This is a genomic window from Clostridium acetireducens DSM 10703 (assembly GCF_001758365.1).
GTDB lineage: Bacteria > Bacillota > Clostridia > Clostridiales > Clostridiaceae > Clostridium_C > Clostridium_C acetireducens.
In genome coordinates this window covers 18,552-37,201 of record NZ_LZFO01000028.1, presented here as the reverse complement: position 1 = coordinate 37,201, position 18,650 = coordinate 18,552, and the positions used below count along the sequence as shown (strand labels likewise).

Genomic DNA, 18,650 nt, shown 5'->3' with positions numbered 1-18,650 from the left:
CGTCCGCCGCTAATTCACTTCCCGAAGGAAGTTTCATCGCTCGACTTGCATGTGTTAGGCACGCCGCCAGCGTTCGTCCTGAGCCAGGATCAAACTCTTAATTTAAAAGTTTATCTTGCTCATTTATTTCTGTGCTGGTTTCATTTATCTGTTTAATTTTCAAAGACCAACTTATTAGCTGTTTTCTAACAGCTTTTATATATTATCATGAGTAAGTAATTTTGTCAACTACTTTTTAAATATTTTTAATTAGCTGACTTGTTGCTTAATCAATGGAACGATAGTTATTTTATCAAAATTTATTTAACATTACACAATTATATATACTGTTTAATGAAAATACCTTTGTTTTTCTCTTTATATTTTAAATTTAATAAACTTTTCATATAACGATACACAAGGTTAAGTTATACTAATAATATAAGCAAACCTATGTATATACAATAAACTTTATTATAAAAAATAACTTAGTGTTGTATTAATACACTAAGTTATTACTTTTACTCATCAACTTCAATTTCTTCATCATTAGACTCAACAGTTTCATCATTATTTATTTTTGCTATAGCTACTATCTTCTGTTCATTATCCGTTCTCATTAAAGTAACTCCCATAGCATTTCTACTAGTAGTAGATATATCTGATACATTAATTCTTATAGCTACATTACTGCTATTTATTAGCATCATCTCATCTTCATCTTTTACCACTTTTGCTCCTACGATTTTTCCTGTCTTTTCTGTTAATTTATATGTTATTATGCCTTTTCCACCTCTTCTATGTTTAGAATATTCATGAACAGGAGTTCTTTTTCCAAAACCATTTTCACTAATAACTAAAATATCTTGATTTTCGCATACAATATCCATTGCTACAACTTTATCACTTTCTCTTAATGTTATAGATTTTACTCCTGATGCATTTCTTCCCATAGGTCTTACATCTGACTCATCAAATCTAATTGCATATCCATTTTCAGTAAATACTAAAATTTCGCTACTTCCATCAGTTACTTTTACACCTATTAATTCATCTTTATCTCTTAGATTAATTGCATTTAAACCATTTTTTCTTATAGAAGAAAAATGTTCTGTTGAAGTCTTTTTTATAATACCATTCTTAGTTGCCATAACTAAATAACTATTTTCACTAAAATCTTTTAATGCTATAACTGCCTGTATTTTTTCATCTTGGTTTATAGGCAACATATTTACTACATTTATACCTTTGGCAGTTCTTCCAGCCTCAGGTATTTCATAAGCTTTTAATTTATATACTCTACCATAATTAGTAAAAACTAATATATTATTATGAGTTGTTGTTATAAATACATGCTCTACAAAATCATCTTCCTTTGTAGTTGCAGCCTGTATTCCCTTTCCACCTCTTTTTTGTAAGGAATATGTATCTGTTGGTATTCTTTTTATATAACCTGAATGACTTAGCGTTATAACTACATCTTCCTCTTGTATTAAATCCTCTATATTAATTTCATTTACCGCTCTTTGTACTTCTGTTCTTCTATCATCACCATATTTGTCTTTTATTTCTAATAATTCACTTTTTATTATATTTAATACCAAGTTTTCATCTGCTAAAATTTTTTGAAGTTTATCTATTTCTTTAATCAAATCATTATATTCTTTTTCTATTTTATCCCTCTCAAGTCCTGTAAGTCTTTGAAGTTTCATATCTAATATAGCTTGTGCTTGTTTTTCAGAAAGTTTAAATTTATCTATTAATCCTGTTCTAGCTTCTTCTGCATTTTTTGACGAACGTATAAGATTTATAACTTCATCAATATTATCTAGTGCTATTTTTAAACCTTCCAATATGTGTGCTCTTGCTAAAGCTTTATCTAAATCATATCTTGTTCTTCTTTTTATAATTTCTTTTTGAAAATTTAAATAGTGAGAAAGTACTTCTTTTAAATTTAATACTCTAGGTTCATTTTCAACTAATGCAAGCATTATTATTCCAAAAGTATCCTGCATTTTAGTATGTTTAAATAACTGATTAAGTATTATATTTGCATTATAATCTCTCTTTATTTCTATTACAATTCTCATTCCATCTCTGTCTGATTCATCTCTTATGTCAGATATTCCTTCTATCTTTTTATCTTTAACTAAATCAGCAATTTCCTGTATAAGTTTTGATTTATTAACTTGGTAAGGTATTTCATTTATAATAATTCTATATCTACCTTTGTCTTCTTCAATATTTGTTTTAGCTCTTACTATTACCTTTCCTCTTCCTGTTTCATAAGCTTTCTTTATACCAGAAGTACCTAATATTATACCGCTAGTTGGAAAATCAGGTCCTTTTATCTTAGTCATTAATTCTAAAATAGTAGCCTCAGGATTTTCTATAAGCATAATTATTCCGTCTATAACTTCTCCTAAATTATGAGGTGGAATGTTAGTAGCCATTCCAACAGCTATTCCTGAAGATCCATTTACCAAAAGATTAGGAAATCTAGAAGGAATAACAGAAGGTTCTTTTTCTTCTCCATCAAAGTTTAAAACAAAATCTACTGTATTTTTATTTATATCTCTTAACATTTCAAGAGATATTTTACTTAGTTTTGCTTCTGTATAACGCATAGCTGCAGCAGAATCCCCATCTACGGAACCAAAGTTACCATGTCCATTTACTAAAGTATATCTTATTGAAAAATCTTGAGCCATTCTTACCAAAGCATCATAAACTGCAGTATCACCATGAGGATGATACTTACCTAAAACATCTCCAACTATTCTTGCACATTTTCTATATCCTTTTTCTGGTGTAAGACCTAGTTGGTGCATAGAATAAAGTATTCTTCTATGCACAGGTTTTAATCCGTCTCTTACATCAGGAAGAGCTCTTCCTGCTATAACACTCATAGCATAATCTATATAACACTTTTTCATCTCTTTTGTTATATCTACTTGTAAAATTTTTCCTTCTTGTAACATTAATTACACCTCTTTAATTATATGTCTAGGTTTACTACATTTTTAGCATTTTCTTCTATAAATTCTCTTCTTGGTTCAACCTTATCTCCCATTAATATGGTAAATATTTCATCTGCTGCTATAGCATCTTCTACTGTAACTTGTAAGAGAGTTCTTTTTTCTGGATTCATTGTAGTTTCCCAAAGCTGTTCTGCATCCATTTCTCCTAATCCTTTATATCTTTGAATTTGAACTTTATCATCTTTTCCACCTATATTTTCTATAATATCTTGTAATTCTTTATCACTATATGAATATTGTTCTTTTTTACCTTTGCTTATTTTATATAAAGGAGGTTGTGCTATATATACATGTCCTTTTTCTACAAGGTCTTTCATATACCTATAAAAGAAAGTTAATATTAAAGTTCTTATATGTGCTCCATCAACATCCGCATCTGTCATTATTATTATTTTATTATATCTAATTTTTTCTATTTCGAAATCTTTTCCTATACCCGCACCAAAAGCTGTTATCATAGCTCTTATTTCCTGATATCCTAAAATTTTATCTAATCTTTGTTTTTCTACATTCATTATCTTTCCTCTTAAAGGTAATATAGCTTGAAACCTTCTATCTCTTCCTTGTTTAGCTGAACCCCCTGCTGAGTCTCCTTCCACTAGATAAATTTCGCACTCAGAGGGATCTTTAGAAGAACAGTCTGCAAGTTTTCCTGGCAATGCTGTATTTTCCAAAACAGATTTTCTTCTAGTAAGTTCTCTTGCTTTTCTAGCAGCTTCTCTTGCTCTAGATGCCATAAGAGCCTTTTCTAATATTGTCTTACTAACTTGAGGATTTTCTTCTAAAAAAGTACTTACTCCATCATAAACTATACTATCTACAATACCTCTAATCTCACTATTACCAAGTTTTGTTTTAGTTTGACCTTCAAACTGAGGATTTATTAATTTAATAGATATAATCGCTGTAAGTCCTTCTCTTATATCTTCTCCTGATAAATTCTTATCATTTTCTTTTAAATGTCCAAACTTCTTACAATAATCATTAAATGCTCTAGTTAAAGCTGCTTTAAATCCTGCTAAATGAGTTCCTCCTTCTATAGTATTTATGTTATTGGCAAAAGCAAATATATTTTCTGTATAAGTATCATTATATTGAATAGATATTTCTAAAGTGCATTCCTCTTTTTCACCTTCGATATATATTGGCTCTGAATGTAAAACTTGTTTATTTCTATTTAAATACTTTACAAAGGATTTTATACCTCCTTCGTAATGAAATTCTTCGCTTTTATCATACCTTTTGTCTGTCAAAGTTATTTTTATACCCTTATTTAAAAATGATAACTCCTTAAGTCTTTGAGCTAAAGTATTATAATCAAAATCTATTTCTTCAAAGATTTCACTATCAGGTTTAAAATAAATTTTAGTTCCATGTTTATCAGTTAACCCAATATTTTCCAAAGGAGTTACTGCTATACCTCTTTCATACTCTTGTCTCCATTTTTTACCTTCTCTTTCTACTTCCACTATACAAAGTTCTGAAAGAGCATTTACGACAGATGCTCCTACACCATGTAATCCTCCTGAAACTTTGTATCCTCCACCTCCAAATTTTCCACCAGCATGAAGTATTGTCATTATAACTTCTACTGTTGGTTTTTTCATTTTATGGTGAATACCTACGGGCATACCTCTTCCATTATCTTCAACAGTTATGGAATTATCATCATTTATAAATACACTTATTTCATCACAAAATCCTGCTAAAGCTTCATCAATGCTATTATCTACTATTTCATATACAAGATGATGAAGACCTCTAGAACTAGTACTTCCTATATACATCCCTGGTCTTTTTCTTACTGCTTCTAATCCTTCTAGTACTTGTATTTGGCTTTCATCATATGTTTGATTATTATCTTGTGGCATATTTCTCCTCCTAACTATTTTTAAGTCTCATAACATAGGCTTTGAGACCTTTTTGTAAGTGTGGATGAAGATATAGGTGAAAGGTAAATTCTACTTTTTTTATCTATTTCTGCTATTATAAAAGATTTAGGTTTTTCTTTTGTTATTCTTTTTACAAATCCATCTTCTTCAGCCATTCTTAGAAATTGACTTGTATCTGAACCATAAGTAGATGTTTCTATATCGAATATTCCTATTATGTCTTTTATGGGAACTACTACATTTTCTCCTAAATGCAAAAACAATATTTACTCCTCCTTACAAAGATAATCAACTAAATTTTTTACTAAACCACTATATACTTTATAAACCATTGTTTTGTCATTAATATAATTTTCTATATTTTTAAATCCTGTACAAGTTATGATTGTTTGAATATTATCTATAGACTTAAGTATATACTTTTGCCTGTTATCATCTAACTCAGATAAAACATCATCTAATAAAAGAACAGGATATTCACCAGTAATTTCTTTTATTATCTCTAAAGCAGTAAATTTTATTGTTAAAACCAAAGTTCTTTGTTGACCTTGAGAAGCAAACTTTCTAGAATCTCTTGAATTTATATTTATTAAAAAATCATCCTTATGAGGACCTATAGACGTAGTTTTCTTTTCAAAATCATGTTTTCTATTTTTTTTAAGATTTTCGTAAAAATCTAAATTAGGATTTTTTATATTATTAATACAAGTTATATATTTAAAGTCAACCTTCTCTAAACCTGAAGTTATATCCTTATGTATTATATTTGATTTTTCATTTAATTGTTTTATATATTTATATCTCTCTTTTATTACATATCCTCCAAAGTTAGCTAATTGATTATCATAAATATCTACCATTTCATTATAATTTTTATTCCATTTTTTTAACAAGCTATTTCTTTCATTTAACACTTTATTGTATTGTACCAAATTATAATAATACTTTTTACTTAATTTACAAAGTTCAATATTTAAAAATTTTCTTCTATATGAAGGTGATTCCTTGACAATTTTTAAATCTTCTGGTGAAAACATTACTACATTTAAATTTCCTACTAATTGTGAAATTTTATTTATTTTTATGGAATTTATATTTATATATTTTTTTCCATCATTTGATATTCTTACCTGTATATTTTTATTTAATCTATTATTACATACATTAATTTTTATTTTACAATCACTTTTATCCCATTTTATTAATTCTTTATCTTTATTTGTTCTATGTGATTTACCTATACTGCAGTAATATATGCTTTCCAATATGTTAGTTTTACCTTGAGCATTATCACCAATAAATATATTTGTACTTTTATTTAATTTTAATTTTAAATTATTGTAGTTTCTAAAATTTTCAAGATATATATAATCTATATACATAATAAACACACCTATTTAAAATTATAGCATAGTTTTAAACTATCTTATAGTTTTTGCCTTTAAATTCTATTATATCTCCTTTTTTTAATTTTTTTCCTCTTCTAAGCTCTACTTCATTATTTACTTTAATATCTCCAGATTTTATAAAGAACTTAGCTTCTGAACCTTGTTGAACTAAATTAGCCCATTTTAAGAATGAATCTAATTTTATTATATCTGTATTTATTTTTATTTCTTCCACAAAACTACACCACCTTTGATTTTTATTTTAGAAGCCTTACTGGTAATACAAGATAAGTGCAATTATCTATTTCTTTATTTTTTACAACACAAGGACTTACACTACTTGAAAATTCCATAATAACTTCTTCCTCTTCCATTATTTTTAGTAAATCTATAATGTATTTTGAATTAAATGCAATTTCAAGTGACTGTCCTTGCAAAATTATATTTAATTCTTCCCTAACCATTCCCAATTGAGAATTAGATGTTATTACCATAGAATTATCTTTAATGTCTAGTTTAACTAAACTAGTATTTCCGTCACTTCCCATGAGAGATGCTCTTTCCACACATTCTAGCATTTTTTCTCTTTTTGCAATAACCTTTAAATTATATTCTTCTGGTATTATAGAATTATATCTTATAAAATCACCTTCAAGCAATCTAGATATAATTTTAGTATTATTAAAATTAAAAAGAATGTGATTTGAAGTAAATGTGATATTAACATTTTCATCTTTATCTTCTAATATTTTAGACACTTCGTTAAGGGTTTTACCTGGTATTACTGCACTTATGGTATTTTCTGTATTAATGTTTTGAGATTTTAAAGCTAATCTATATCCATCTAACGCTACCATATTTAATTTAGAATTTTTAACTTCAAATAAAACTCCTGTTAATATAGGTCTAGTTTCTTCTTGAGAAGTAGCAAATATTGTGCTTTTTATCATATTTTTTAATATTTTTTGTGGTATTGAAAATATAATATTTTCACTTATGTTAGATATTGGGGGAAAATCATCTGGGTTCATACATACTAGTGTAAATCTTGATTTTTGGCATAATATTTCTATAGAATTGTTATCTATAGTAGTTATTTCTATTAAATCATTAGGTAATTTTCTTATTATTTCTCCGAAAATTTTTGCATCTACTACTATTTCTCCTTCCTCTTCTACATCTACTGGAATTTTAGTTATAATACTAAGATCTGTATCTGAACCAGTTAAAATTAATTGGTTATTAACTGCTTTTATTAATATTCCGCCTAAAATAGGCATAGTAGTTTTTCCTGTTACAGCCTTTTGAGCTATATAAATACTTTCTTGAAGAATATTCTTTTTACATGTAAATTTCATTAAGTAATACCTCCTTTATTAACATTTGATTTATAGTCATTTATATAGAATAGATATAATTATATTATATAGTAGTAGTAGTAGGGGCTGTTGATATGTTGAAAACATATATAAAGCATTGGTGTATTTCGTTTTAAAGGGAAAAATAATTGTGGATAAGCTGTATTTAAAAATTAGACCTTATCCACACTATTATAAAATAAAAAATTTAATTTTTCTAATCACAAATTATTAAGTATATATTATTAACAGTTGTTAATTATTTTTGATTTATTCTTTTTGATAGTTCTTCTACAGTTCTTTTTAAAGAATCATCCTCTTTTAAATTATGGGATATTTTTTCGCAAGCATGTATTACTGTGGTGTGATCCCTTCCACCAAATTCTTCGCCTATTTTAGGTAAAGACATATCTGTAAGTTTTCTAGATAAGTACATAGCAATTTGCCTAGGGTAAGCAATATTTCTGGTTCTTCTTGCTGATTTAAAGTCTTCTATTTTTAAATTATAATAACTAGATACAATATCTTGTATAAGTTCTATTGTTACTTGCTTGGATTCTTTGTTAGAAATTATATCTTTTAAAGCTTCTGAAGCTAAATCTATGCTTATTTCTTTATTTGTTAAAGAAGAAAAAGCAATTATTCTAATTAAGGCACCTTCCAGTTCTCTTATATTTGACTTTATTTTAGTTGCAATGTAAACAAGTACTTCATTTGGTATATTTAAACCCTCAACATCAGCTTTCTTTTTTAATATAGCCATTCTAGTTTCAAAGTCAGGTGGTTGTATATCAGCTATAAGACCCCATTCAAATCTAGATCTAAGTCTATCTTCTAGAGTAGGAATTTCTTTAGGAGGTCTATCACTAGATAAAATTATTTGCTTATTAGCTTCATAAAGAGCGTTGAAAGTATGGAAAAACTCTTCTTGTGTTCGTTCTTTTCCAGCAATAAACTGTATATCGTCTATTAAAAGAACGTCTACATTTCTATATTTATTTCTAAAATTTACGTTTTTATCATCTTTTATTGAATTAATTAATTCATTAGTAAATTTTTCTGAAGAAACATATACAACTTTACACTGCGGGTTATTATCTAAAATATAATGACCAATAGCATGCATTAAATGTGTTTTTCCAAGACCTACTCCTCCATATATAAATAAAGGATTATATGCTTTAGCAGGAGATTCAGCTACGGCTAAAGAAGCAGCATGGGCGAATCTATTACTATTACCTATAACAAATGAGTTAAATGTATATTTTGGATTAAGCATAGTAGACATTTCATCATTTATTACTAAATTAGATGAATTTACTTTTTTATTTTTAGAAATTTCATCTTTTAGTTCTTCTTTTGAAATAATAGAAAATTCTACATTGTATTTTTTAGATGTAGTTAATTTTAATGAATTTATTATTAAATCTTTATATCTACTATTTAATATACCTTTTGTAAAATCATTAGGAACACCTAGTTTTAGAATATCTCCTTCAATTATTATAGGGGTAATACTTTTAATCCAAGTATTAAAACTTACTTCAGTTAATTCGCCTTTTATTAAGTTTAATGTTTTTTCCCATGTTTCTTTTAGCTGGCCATTCATTTTATTTATTTCCTCCAGTCTTATAAAATAACAAGTAATTAACGTGATTATTAACATTATTATAATTACTTGACAAATGTTAATAAAAATATTCACATGTTGATAAATTAGTTGAAAAAAAATAATAATATTAAATATTAACAGATAAATTAAAAATAATATTCACATTATTAATAATCGATAAAATATGTAGTTATGGTAATAATAAAATAAAAAAAGAATATACAAACAAGTTATACACAAAGTTATCAACAACTGTGTATAACTTTGTGATTTAATAATTAATTCACAACTCTTTATTAATAATATCAAATCAAAAGATGCTATTCAAGAAGTTATCCACAAAAAATAATAAATAATATCAACAATAGTGTTTTTCTTGACATATATAGTATGTAAATATATAATTTAATAGTGAAACTGCAAAATAGGAATTTCTACGTGTTTGAGACAGTAATAAAAATTCTTTATAGATGATTAAGTATTAAAGGGGGTGTAGTAAATGTGGATGACATATCAACCAAAAAAGAGACAAAGAAAAAAAGAGCATGGTTTTAGAAAAAGAATGCGTACTTTATCAGGAAGAAAAGTTCTAAAGAGAAGAAGACTAAAAGGTAGAAAGAGATTGACAGCATAAGGGCCGCTTAAGTGGCCTTTTTCTGCAGTTGCAGAAAAAAGGAGTAAAGTTATGAAATTTGAGAAATTAAAAAAAAATTCACATTTTAGAATAGTGTATAAAAGAGGAAAGTCTTTTTCAAATAGATTTCTAGTATTATACATTTTTAGAAATAAAAAGGATTATAATAGACTAGGAATATCCGTTAGTAAAAAAGTAGGCAAAAGTGTTATAAGAAATAGAGTTAAAAGATTAATAAAAGAAAGCTACAGATTAAATAACTCAGATTTAAAAAAAGGATATGATTTAGTTTTTATAGCTAGAAATTTTGTTAAAAATAAAAATTATAATGAAGTATTATCTGCTATGGTAGATCTTTTTAAAAAGGCAGGTTTGTATGATAAATGAAGAGTTTTTTAATTTTTGTTATTAAATTTTATAGAAAATATATATCACCATTAAAAAAACCTTGTTGCAGGTTTTATCCAACATGTTCACAGTATGCCCTTGAAGCTATAGGAAAATATGGTGCTATTAAAGGAAGTTTAATGGCAGTAAAAAGGATAATGAGATGTCATCCTTTTAATAAAGGAGGATATGATCCTGTTAAATAACTTTTAGGAGGTTTATAAATTTGAAATACTTAAATGATGCCTTAGTTCAATTTTTTAATTTGATACACAGTGGGGTAGCATCTGTAATAGTGAATAAAAATTATTCTTACGGAGTAGCAATAATTTTAGTTACAGCTATAATAAGAATATTACTTATTCCTTTAAGTTCGAAACAAACTAAATCAACATTAAAAATGAATGAACTTCAACCAGAATCCCAAAAAATTCAAGCTAGATATAAAAATGATCCCCAAAAATCTCAAGAAGAACTAATGAAATTATATCGTGAAAAAGGCGTTAATCCTTTAGGTGGATGCCTACCTTTATTAATTCAATGGCCTATACTTATAGCTTTGTATTATGTGTTTAATACATTACAGGGTATAAACGGTGTTAGTTTTTTGTGGATTAAAGATTTAGCTGGTACAGCAAATTTAAGAGATTTTACAACCTGGATATTACCAATATTGTCTGGATTAACTACTTATTATACAGGTGTTATAATGTCACCTCCTTCTAGTAGTAATCAAAGTCAGCAAGTAAGTACTATGAATATGGGCATGTCTATTTTTTTAGTAATTATGAGTTGGAACTTTAAAGCGGCGTTAGTTCTTTATTGGGTTACAACTAATATATTTCAAATAGGTCAAACTTTAGTATTTAAGAAAATATACGAAAAGAGGCAGGCTAATGTATAAAAAAGGAGGCTTGCGATAAATGAAGTCTATGGAAGTTACAGGTAAAACAGTAAAAGATGCTATTGAAAATGCTTTGAAAGAATTAAATGTGCAGGAAAACAAATTAGATATACAAGTTATAGATGAAGGTAGTAAAGGATTATTTAACTTTATAGGTGGGAGACCTGCTAAAATAAATGTAAAGTTAAAGAAGGATTATGTAAGTGAGGCAAGTAATTTTATAAAAGATATACTAAAAAATATGAAAGTTGAAGCAGAAGTAAAAGTTTTAGAAAAAAATAATGTTTTAAATATATCATTAATAGGAGATAATATGGGTATACTTATAGGATATAGAGGAGAAACTTTAGATGCTCTTCAATATCTTACTAGTTTAGCTATAAATAAAGATCATGAAATGGAATATAAAAAAGTTATAATTGATGCTGAAAATTATAGGGCTAAGAGGGAACAAACATTAAAAAATCTTGCAAAAAAATTAAGTGAAAAAGTTAAATATACAAAAAGGCCTATCAAGTTAGAGCCAATGAATCCATATGAAAGAAGAATTATTCATTTTGCATTACAGAATAATGAATATGTGGAGACGTATAGTGAAGGTGAAGAACCTCATAGGAGAGTTGTAATAGATATGAAGAAAGCCTAAAGGCTTTCTTTTTCAATTTTATAATATAAAATAAAAAAGTAGAGGTGAAAAATAATGAAGGAATTTGATACTATAGTTGCTATTTCTACAGTATTAGGTGAAGGTGGAATATCTATAGTTAGACTTTCAGGGGATAATGCTCTTAAAATAGTTAGTGAAATATTTAAAGGTAAAAAAGGAAGAAAATTAGATGATATAAAACCTTATACTATGAGGTATGGGCACATAGTAGAAAAAGAAACAGGAGATATATTAGATGAAGTTTTAGTAAGTTATATGAAAGCCCCTAGAAGTTTTACTGCTGAAGATACAGTAGAAATTAACTGTCATGGAGGAGTTGTAGCTACTAAAAAGATATTAGAAGAAGTTATTAAATCAGGTGCTAGACTAGCAGAACCAGGAGAATTTACTAAAAGGGCTTTTTTAAATGGAAGAATAGATTTAAGTCAAGCGGAAGCAGTTATAGATATAATAAGATCTAAAACAGATATAGCTATGAAGTCAGCTGTACAGCAAAGTGAGGGAAAACTTTCAAAAAAGATAAATTTAATTAGAAATAAATTATTAGAACTTATTGCACATATAGAAGCTACAGTAGATTATCCAGAAGAAGATTTAGAAGAAATGACAGCAGAAAAAGTTAGTAATAAGTTAGAAGATATAATAGATGAAATGAAAAATATTTTAAGTAATGCAGATGAAGGGAAAATAATAAGAGAAGGATTAAATGTAGTAATAGTAGGTAAGCCTAATGTAGGAAAATCCTCCCTTTTAAATGAGTTAGTTAGTGAAAATAGAGCAATAGTTACTGATGTTCCTGGTACTACTAGAGATGTAATAGAAGAATTTATAAATATAGAAGGAATACCAATAAAAGTAGTAGATACTGCAGGAATTAGGGAAACAGAGGATTTAGTGGAAAAAATCGGAGTTAAAAAGTCTAAAGAAAAGATTAAGGAAGCAGACTTGGTAATATTAATGTTGGATGTAAGCAGGAAATTAGATGAAGAAGATATAGAAATTATTAATTTTATAAAGGATAAAAAATCTATAATTCTATTAAATAAATGTGATTTAAATGATAAAATAAGTATTGAAGATATAAAGAGTTTTGATACAAGTTATGTATTTAAAACATCTGTAAAAGAAGGTATTGGATTAGATAAAATTAAATCTTCTATAAAGAATTTATTTTTTAAAGGTGAAATAAAAGGAAAAGATATTATAGTAACAAATGCAAGACATAAAAATGCATTAATTAAAGCTAAATCTAGTTGTGATGCAGCATTAGATAGTCTTAAAAATACTTTAGCGGTAGATTTAGCTTCTATAGATATTAGAAATGCATGGCTTAGTCTTGGAGAAATAACTGGTGAAACTTTAGAAGAAGATATTATAGACAAAATATTTTCAGAATTTTGTTTAGGAAAGTAGGTGAAATATATGAATTACAATGGAGGAGATTTTGATGTTATAGTTATAGGTGCAGGGCATGCTGGTTGTGAAGCAGCTCTTGCATCAGCTAGAATGGGATGTAAAACTTTAATTTGCACTATTAATTTAGACAGTATAGCACTTATGCCTTGTAATCCTAATATAGGAGGAACTGCAAAAGGACATTTAGTAAGAGAAATAGATGCTTTAGGTGGAGAAATTGGTATTAATATAGACAATACATTTATACAATCTAGAATGTTAAATACATCTAAAGGACCTGCAGTACATTCATTAAGAGCTCAAGCAGATAAAAAAAGATACTCTGAAAGAATGAAACATGTTTTGGAAACTCAAGATAATTTGACTTTAAAACAAATAGAAGTTATAGGCATAGATGTTGAATATGGAAAAGTAAAAGGTGTAACTACTAAAAATGGAGCATATTATTCTGCTAAATGTATAATTATTGCTACAGGAACTTATTTAAAGGGAAGAGTAATAATAGGTGATGTTGATTATAGTAGTGGACCTAGTGGATTGTTTCCTGCAAATGAACTTTCAAATAGTTTAATTGAAATAGGAGTAAAACTTAAAAGATTTAAAACAGGAACACCAGCAAGAGTAAATAAAAGAAGTGTTAATTTTAATAAGATGATTGAACAACCAGGAGATAAAAATATAGTTCCATTTTCCTTTATGACAGGAGAATTATCAAGAGAACAAGTATCTTGTTATTTAACTTATACTACAGATGAAACTCGAAAAATAATAAGAAAAAATATAGATAAATCTCCAATGTATAATGGTTCCATTAAAGGAATAGGTCCTAGATATTGTCCTTCTATAGAAGATAAAGTAATGAAATTTCCAGATAAAGTTCAACATCAAATATTTATTGAACCAGAAGGAGAAAATACTGATGAAATGTATGTTGCTGGAATGTCTAGTTCACTTCCAGAGGATGTACAAATAAAAATGTATAAAACAGTAATAGGTCTTGAAAATGTAGAAATTTTAAGAAGTGCTTATGCTATTGAATATGATTGTATAGATCCTCAACAATTAAGGTTAAGTTTGGAATTTAGAGATATAGATGGACTTTTTGGAGCAGGTCAATTTAATGGAAGTTCAGGCTATGAAGAGGCGGCAGCACAAGGTTTGATGGCAGGAATAAATGCATGTTTAAAAATAAAAAATAAAGAACCTCTTATATTAAGTAGATCTGAAGCTTATATAGGCGTATTAATAGATGATTTAGTTACTAAAGGAACTAATGAACCTTATAGAATGATGACATCACGTTCAGAATATAGATTGCTTTTAAGACAAGATAATGCAGATATTAGATTAACTGAAAAAGGATATAAAGCAGGTCTTGTAACAGAAGATAGATATAATAAGTTTTTAAAAAGAAAGAATGATATTTTTAATGAAGTAAATAGACTTAAAAATATTCAAATTACAGGTAAAAAAGAAATAAATGAATTTTTAAAGAGTTTAAATTCTACAGAATTAAAGAAGCCTATATCTTTATATGAATTGATAAAAAGACCGGAGTTAGATTATTTTAAATTATCACCTTTAGATAAAGAAAGACTTGAATTACCTGAAGATGTAAAAGAAGAAGTAAATATTATTTCAAAGTATGAAGGATATATTAATAAACAATTAGAGCAAGTTAAGCAGTTCAAAAAATTTGAAAATAAAATTATTCCAGAAAATATAGATTATAATGATGTAAAAGGATTAAGAATAGAAGCAATACAAAAATTAAACAATGTAAGACCTATAAATATAGCCCAAGCATCTAGAATATCTGGTGTATCTCCTGCAGATATATCTGTATTATTAATTTATTTAGAACACAAAATTAGAAAAAATAATGTTAATAGTGAGGAATAATTATGGAATATTTTGATATTATGAATAGAGCCTGTCAAAATGAGGGTATTAATTTTGATGAAAAGAAATATAATAAATTTATTTCATATAAAAATTTAATAAAAGAATGGAATGAAAAAGTAAATTTAACAGCAATAACAGAAGATGAAGACATAATAAAAAAGCATTTTATAGATTGTATTAAAGTATTTGAATTTTTACCTCTTAAAAAAGCACAAAGTGTAATTGATATAGGAACAGGAGCTGGGTTCCCAGGTATTCCTATTAAAATTATAGAGCCTAATATAAATATAGATTTATTAGATTCTTTAAATAAAAGAATAAAATTTTTGGAAGAGGTAATAAAAGAATTACAATTAGAAAAAACATCAGCTTTTCATGGTAGATCAGAGGATTATGGAAAGGATAAAAATCATAGAGAAAAATACGATTTTGCAGTGTCTAGAGCTGTAGCAAATATGACAGTATTAAGTGAATGGTGTATTCCATTTGTAAAAAAAGGAGGATATTTTATTGCTATGAAAGGTCCTTCTATAGAAAAAGAGTTAAAAGATGCAAAAAATGCTATAAAAATATTAGGTGGAAAAGTTGAAGATATAATAAATGTTGATATAGAGTCAACTGATTTAAAGCACAATTTAATTATAGTAAAAAAAGTTAAAGAAACTCCTAAACAATATCCTAGAAAAGCAGGAGTTGCAGTAAAAAGACCTTTAAAGTAATATTTAAAATAAATAAGTAAAAATTTCATTAAAAAGAAGGATTTATTGGGGAAATAAAGAAATGTTAATAGTAGGAAATTATAAAGGGATGGGTGTTATGGGAAAAACTATTAATTATATATCGGTAGATAATATTGTGCCTAATGTATATCAGCCTAGAAAGCATTTTGATGAAAATTCTATTGACGAATTAGCAGAGTCTATTAAAATATATGGAATAATTCAACCTTTATCTGTAAGAAAGATAACAGAAGAAAAGTATGAAATAGTAGCAGGAGAAAGAAGATATAGAGCTGCTAAAAAAATAGGGTTATCTAAAGTACCAGCTATTGTTATAGATATTGATGATAAGGATTCAGCGGCAATAGCATTACTTGAAAATTTACAGAGAGTAGATTTAAACTTTTTTGAAGAAGCAGAAGCATACTATAATCTTATAAATAAACATTCTTATACACAAGAACAATTATCAAAAATTATAGGAAAAAAACAGTCTACTATAGCAAATAAAATAAGATTATTAAAATTAGATGATGAATTAAGAAAAGTAATTTTAGTTAATAAGCTTACAGAAAGACATTCTAGGGCATTGCTTAAATTACCAGATAAATCTACTCAAAAAAAAGTATTAAAAGAAGTTATAAAAAAATCACTAAATGTAAAAAAGACAGAGGAATTAATTGATAAGGAACTATTAAAATTAGCAGGTATTAAATTAGCTCCTGATGGTAAAAAAGCTATTAAAGGAATTTTTAGTCCTAGAGTATATATTAATACTGTAAAGCAAGTATTTCAAAAATACGGTATAGATGCAAAGTATTCTTCTAAAGATTTAAATGAAAGTATAAAAATTACTATAACCATACCTAAAAAATAGCAATGTTTCACGTGAAACATTGCTATTTGTATTATAAAAACTATATACAGATGCATAGAGTTTTATTTATTTTACAGTATATAAACACTAATGTTTCACGTGAAACATTTTTATAGTTTTATTTTTTGTATAATTATAACTAATATAATAAATTTAATAAAGTACTTTTAATAATTGGAATAAAAATATATAATTAATTATGAAAGGTGGGTAAGAAATGAAGGTTATATGTATTTTCAATCAAAAGGGAGGCGTAGGTAAAACTACTACAAATATAAATTTATGTACTTACTTAGCTTTAAATGGATATAAAGTATTGACAATAGATATAGATCCTCAAGGTAATACAACTAGTGGTTTTGGCATAGATAAAAATAAAGTAAATAAATCAATATATAATGTATTAACAAGTGATATAAATTTAAATGATGCAATGAAAGAATCTGAATTAATAAATAATCTTTATATTGTTCCTTCAAAAATAGAATTGGCAGGAGCAGAAGTAGAACTTATTAATGAGGAAAATAGAGAATTAATATTAAAAAAAAGAATAGCTGATTTAAATAATGAATTTGATTTTATATTTATAGATTGTCCACCTTCTTTAGGATTTCTTACAATAAATGCCCTTACAGCTTGTAATAGTGTTATTATACCAATACAATGTGAATTTTATGCTTTAGAAGGTGTTGGACAACTTTTAAATACTATAAATTTAGTAAAAAAATCACTTAATAAAAGCATTAAAGTAGAAGGAGTTATAATGAGCATGTATGATGGAAGAACTAATCTTTCTAGCCAAGTCAAAGATGAAATTAAAAAATATTTTAAAGATAAGGTATATAACACTACTATACCTAGGAATATAAGATTAGCAGAAGCACCAAGCTTTGGATTACCTATAGCTTTATATGATGATAAATGTAAAGGTGCAAAATATTATTTAGAGCTTTCAAAAGAGTTTTTAAAAAGACAAAAGGAGTGAATTTAATTGAGTAAAAAAAAATATGGCTTGGGAAAAGGATTAAGTGCTCTTATACCAGATTCTAATATGATAAATGAAGAATATTCTGAAGAAAAAAATGTATATAATATATCAGTAGACTTAATAAGTGCTAATGAAGATCAGCCTAGAAAAATTTTTAATAAGGAAAAAATACTGGAATTATCACAATCTATAAAAGAACATGGAGTAATACAGCCTTTAGTATTGAATAAAAATAAAAAGAATAAAACATATACTATAATTGCAGGAGAAAGAAGGTGGAGAGCAGCTAAATTAGCAGGAATAAAAGAAATACCTGCAATAATTATGGATTTATCAGATAGAGAAATAGTAGAAGTATCTTTAATAGAAAATATACAAAGAGAAGATTTAAATCCAATAGAAGAAGCTAGTGCATATAAAAAATTAATAGAAGATTTTAATTTAACTCAAGATATTTTAGCTCAAAAGATATCTAAATCTAGAACATCAATAACAAATAAAATAAGGTTGTTAAAATTAGACGAAAAATTACAGAATTATTTAATGGAAGGTAGTATAACTGAAGGACATGCAAGAGCACTTTTATCAATTGAAGATAAAAAATTACAATGTGAAATTTGTAAACTTATTATAGAGAAATCTCTCAGTGTAAGAGATACTGAAAAGCTTATTAAAAATTTATATAAAAAAAGTAATAAAAATGATAGAATAACTGAAGATAATATATTTTATAATGAAATAAAAAATAAATTAGAAAACTTACTAGGTACAAAAGTATTTTTAAAAGATAAAAAAAATAAGGGTAAAATAGAAATAGAATACTATTCACAAGAGGATCTTCAGAGAATTTTAGATATATTAAATATTTACTAATAAATAATTT

18 protein-coding genes and 1 rRNA gene are annotated in these 18,650 nt (G+C 26.5%); 11 read left to right on the top strand and 8 right to left on the bottom strand.

The annotated features are described in order from the left end of the window. The 8 genes from CLOACE_RS08880 to dnaA form a co-directional block, all read right to left on the bottom strand. Positions 1–105, bottom strand: a 16S ribosomal RNA gene (locus CLOACE_RS08880); the annotation flags it as partial. A gap of 395 nt (positions 106–500) precedes the next feature. Beyond that, complete coding sequence (gyrA, locus tag CLOACE_RS08875) at positions 501–2,960, bottom strand: DNA gyrase subunit A (protein WP_070110751.1); 2,460 nt, start codon at positions 2,958–2,960, stop codon at positions 501–503. A 17-nt stretch (positions 2,961–2,977) separates the two neighbouring features. After that, positions 2,978–4,891, bottom strand: coding sequence for a DNA topoisomerase (ATP-hydrolyzing) subunit B (gyrB, locus tag CLOACE_RS08870; RefSeq protein WP_070110750.1), 1,914 nt, complete (start codon positions 4,889–4,891; stop codon positions 2,978–2,980). Positions 4,892–4,911: 20 nt separating this feature from the next. Next, complete coding sequence (gene remB / locus CLOACE_RS08865) at positions 4,912–5,175, bottom strand: extracellular matrix regulator RemB (protein ID WP_070110749.1); 264 nt, start codon at positions 5,173–5,175, stop codon at positions 4,912–4,914. A 3-nt stretch (positions 5,176–5,178) separates the two neighbouring features. Beyond that, entirely contained in the window at positions 5,179–6,294 is a 1,116-nt protein-coding gene (recF, locus tag CLOACE_RS08860; protein WP_070110748.1) for a DNA replication/repair protein RecF, read from the bottom strand. A gap of 34 nt (positions 6,295–6,328) precedes the next feature. Next, positions 6,329–6,535, bottom strand: a complete 207-nt coding sequence (yaaA, locus tag CLOACE_RS08855; RefSeq protein ID WP_070110747.1) for a S4 domain-containing protein YaaA — start codon at positions 6,533–6,535, stop codon at positions 6,329–6,331. A gap of 22 nt (positions 6,536–6,557) precedes the next feature. After that, the gene (gene dnaN, locus CLOACE_RS08850) at positions 6,558–7,658 is read right to left on the bottom strand and encodes a DNA polymerase III subunit beta (RefSeq protein ID WP_070110746.1); all 1,101 of its coding nucleotides are present in this window, start codon (positions 7,656–7,658) and stop codon (positions 6,558–6,560) included. 259 nt (positions 7,659–7,917) lie between these two features. Beyond that, positions 7,918–9,267, bottom strand: a complete 1,350-nt coding sequence (gene dnaA, locus CLOACE_RS08845) for a chromosomal replication initiator protein DnaA (RefSeq protein WP_070110745.1) — start codon at positions 9,265–9,267, stop codon at positions 7,918–7,920. Positions 9,268–9,769: 502 nt separating this feature from the next. On the opposite strand from dnaA, the gene rpmH reads away from it, so the two are divergent. The 11 genes from rpmH to CLOACE_RS08790 all read left to right on the top strand — a co-directional run bounded on the left by rpmH (position 9,770) and on the right by CLOACE_RS08790 (position 18,640). Further along, positions 9,770–9,904 carry a 50S ribosomal protein L34 gene (gene rpmH / locus CLOACE_RS08840; protein ID WP_070110744.1) on the top strand — a complete coding sequence of 45 codons (135 nt, stop codon included), beginning with the start codon at positions 9,770–9,772 and terminating at the stop codon, positions 9,902–9,904. 51 nt (positions 9,905–9,955) lie between these two features. Next, complete coding sequence (gene rnpA / locus CLOACE_RS08835) at positions 9,956–10,291, top strand: ribonuclease P protein component (protein WP_070110743.1); 336 nt, start codon at positions 9,956–9,958, stop codon at positions 10,289–10,291. Then, entirely contained in the window at positions 10,288–10,497 is a 210-nt protein-coding gene (yidD, locus tag CLOACE_RS08830; RefSeq protein WP_070110742.1) for a membrane protein insertion efficiency factor YidD, read from the top strand. The genes rnpA and yidD overlap by 4 nt, the downstream gene beginning before the upstream one ends. Positions 10,498–10,517: 20 nt before the next feature. Further along, positions 10,518–11,195 carry a membrane protein insertase YidC gene (locus tag CLOACE_RS08825; RefSeq protein WP_070110741.1) on the top strand — a complete coding sequence of 226 codons (678 nt, stop codon included), beginning with the start codon at positions 10,518–10,520 and terminating at the stop codon, positions 11,193–11,195. A gap of 19 nt (positions 11,196–11,214) precedes the next feature. Next, positions 11,215–11,841 (top strand): RNA-binding cell elongation regulator Jag/EloR, encoded by a 627-nt coding sequence (gene jag / locus CLOACE_RS08820; protein ID WP_070110740.1) that lies wholly within the window; start codon positions 11,215–11,217, stop codon positions 11,839–11,841. A gap of 54 nt (positions 11,842–11,895) precedes the next feature. Beyond that, entirely contained in the window at positions 11,896–13,275 is a 1,380-nt protein-coding gene (gene mnmE, locus CLOACE_RS08815; protein WP_070110739.1) for a tRNA uridine-5-carboxymethylaminomethyl(34) synthesis GTPase MnmE, read from the top strand. Positions 13,276–13,284: 9 nt separating this feature from the next. Next, complete coding sequence (gene mnmG / locus CLOACE_RS08810; protein WP_070110738.1) at positions 13,285–15,180, top strand: tRNA uridine-5-carboxymethylaminomethyl(34) synthesis enzyme MnmG; 1,896 nt, start codon at positions 13,285–13,287, stop codon at positions 15,178–15,180. 2 nt (positions 15,181–15,182) lie between these two features. Continuing rightward, positions 15,183–15,902, top strand: coding sequence for a 16S rRNA (guanine(527)-N(7))-methyltransferase RsmG (rsmG, locus tag CLOACE_RS08805; protein WP_070110737.1), 720 nt, complete (start codon positions 15,183–15,185; stop codon positions 15,900–15,902). Positions 15,903–15,999: 97 nt separating this feature from the next. After that, the gene (gene noc, locus CLOACE_RS08800; protein ID WP_070110754.1) at positions 16,000–16,779 is read left to right on the top strand and encodes a nucleoid occlusion protein; all 780 of its coding nucleotides are present in this window, start codon (positions 16,000–16,002) and stop codon (positions 16,777–16,779) included. Positions 16,780–16,996: 217 nt separating this feature from the next. Next, positions 16,997–17,764, top strand: coding sequence for a ParA family protein (locus CLOACE_RS08795; protein ID WP_070110736.1), 768 nt, complete (start codon positions 16,997–16,999; stop codon positions 17,762–17,764). A gap of 6 nt (positions 17,765–17,770) precedes the next feature. Then, positions 17,771–18,640, top strand: coding sequence for a ParB/RepB/Spo0J family partition protein (locus CLOACE_RS08790; protein ID WP_242866442.1), 870 nt, complete (start codon positions 17,771–17,773; stop codon positions 18,638–18,640). The last annotated feature ends 10 nt before the right edge of the window (positions 18,641–18,650 follow it).

Excerpts from the sequence above, each read along its gene's own strand:
- CLOACE_RS08795 (WP_070110736.1), top strand. The coding sequence starts at position 16,997 with ATGAAGGTTATATGTATTTTCAATCAAAAGGGAGGCGTAGGTAAAACT.
- gyrA (WP_070110751.1), bottom strand. The coding sequence starts at position 2,960 with ATGTTACAAGAAGGAAAAATTTTACAAGTAGATATAACAAAAGAGATG.
- noc (WP_070110754.1), top strand. The coding sequence starts at position 16,000 with ATGGGAAAAACTATTAATTATATATCGGTAGATAATATTGTGCCTAAT.
- rsmG (WP_070110737.1), top strand. The coding sequence starts at position 15,183 with ATGGAATATTTTGATATTATGAATAGAGCCTGTCAAAATGAGGGTATT.
- gyrB (WP_070110750.1), bottom strand. The coding sequence starts at position 4,891 with ATGCCACAAGATAATAATCAAACATATGATGAAAGCCAAATACAAGTA.
- mnmG (WP_070110738.1), top strand. The coding sequence starts at position 13,285 with ATGAATTACAATGGAGGAGATTTTGATGTTATAGTTATAGGTGCAGGG.
- yidD (WP_070110742.1), top strand. The coding sequence starts at position 10,288 with ATGAAGAGTTTTTTAATTTTTGTTATTAAATTTTATAGAAAATATATA.
- rpmH (WP_070110744.1), top strand. The coding sequence starts at position 9,770 with ATGTGGATGACATATCAACCAAAAAAGAGACAAAGAAAAAAAGAGCAT.
- jag (WP_070110740.1), top strand. The coding sequence starts at position 11,215 with ATGAAGTCTATGGAAGTTACAGGTAAAACAGTAAAAGATGCTATTGAA.
- recF (WP_070110748.1), bottom strand. The coding sequence starts at position 6,294 with ATGTATATAGATTATATATATCTTGAAAATTTTAGAAACTACAATAAT.
- dnaA (WP_070110745.1), bottom strand. The coding sequence starts at position 9,267 with ATGAATGGCCAGCTAAAAGAAACATGGGAAAAAACATTAAACTTAATA.
- rnpA (WP_070110743.1), top strand. The coding sequence starts at position 9,956 with ATGAAATTTGAGAAATTAAAAAAAAATTCACATTTTAGAATAGTGTAT.
- mnmE (WP_070110739.1), top strand. The coding sequence starts at position 11,896 with ATGAAGGAATTTGATACTATAGTTGCTATTTCTACAGTATTAGGTGAA.
- dnaN (WP_070110746.1), bottom strand. The coding sequence starts at position 7,658 with ATGAAATTTACATGTAAAAAGAATATTCTTCAAGAAAGTATTTATATA.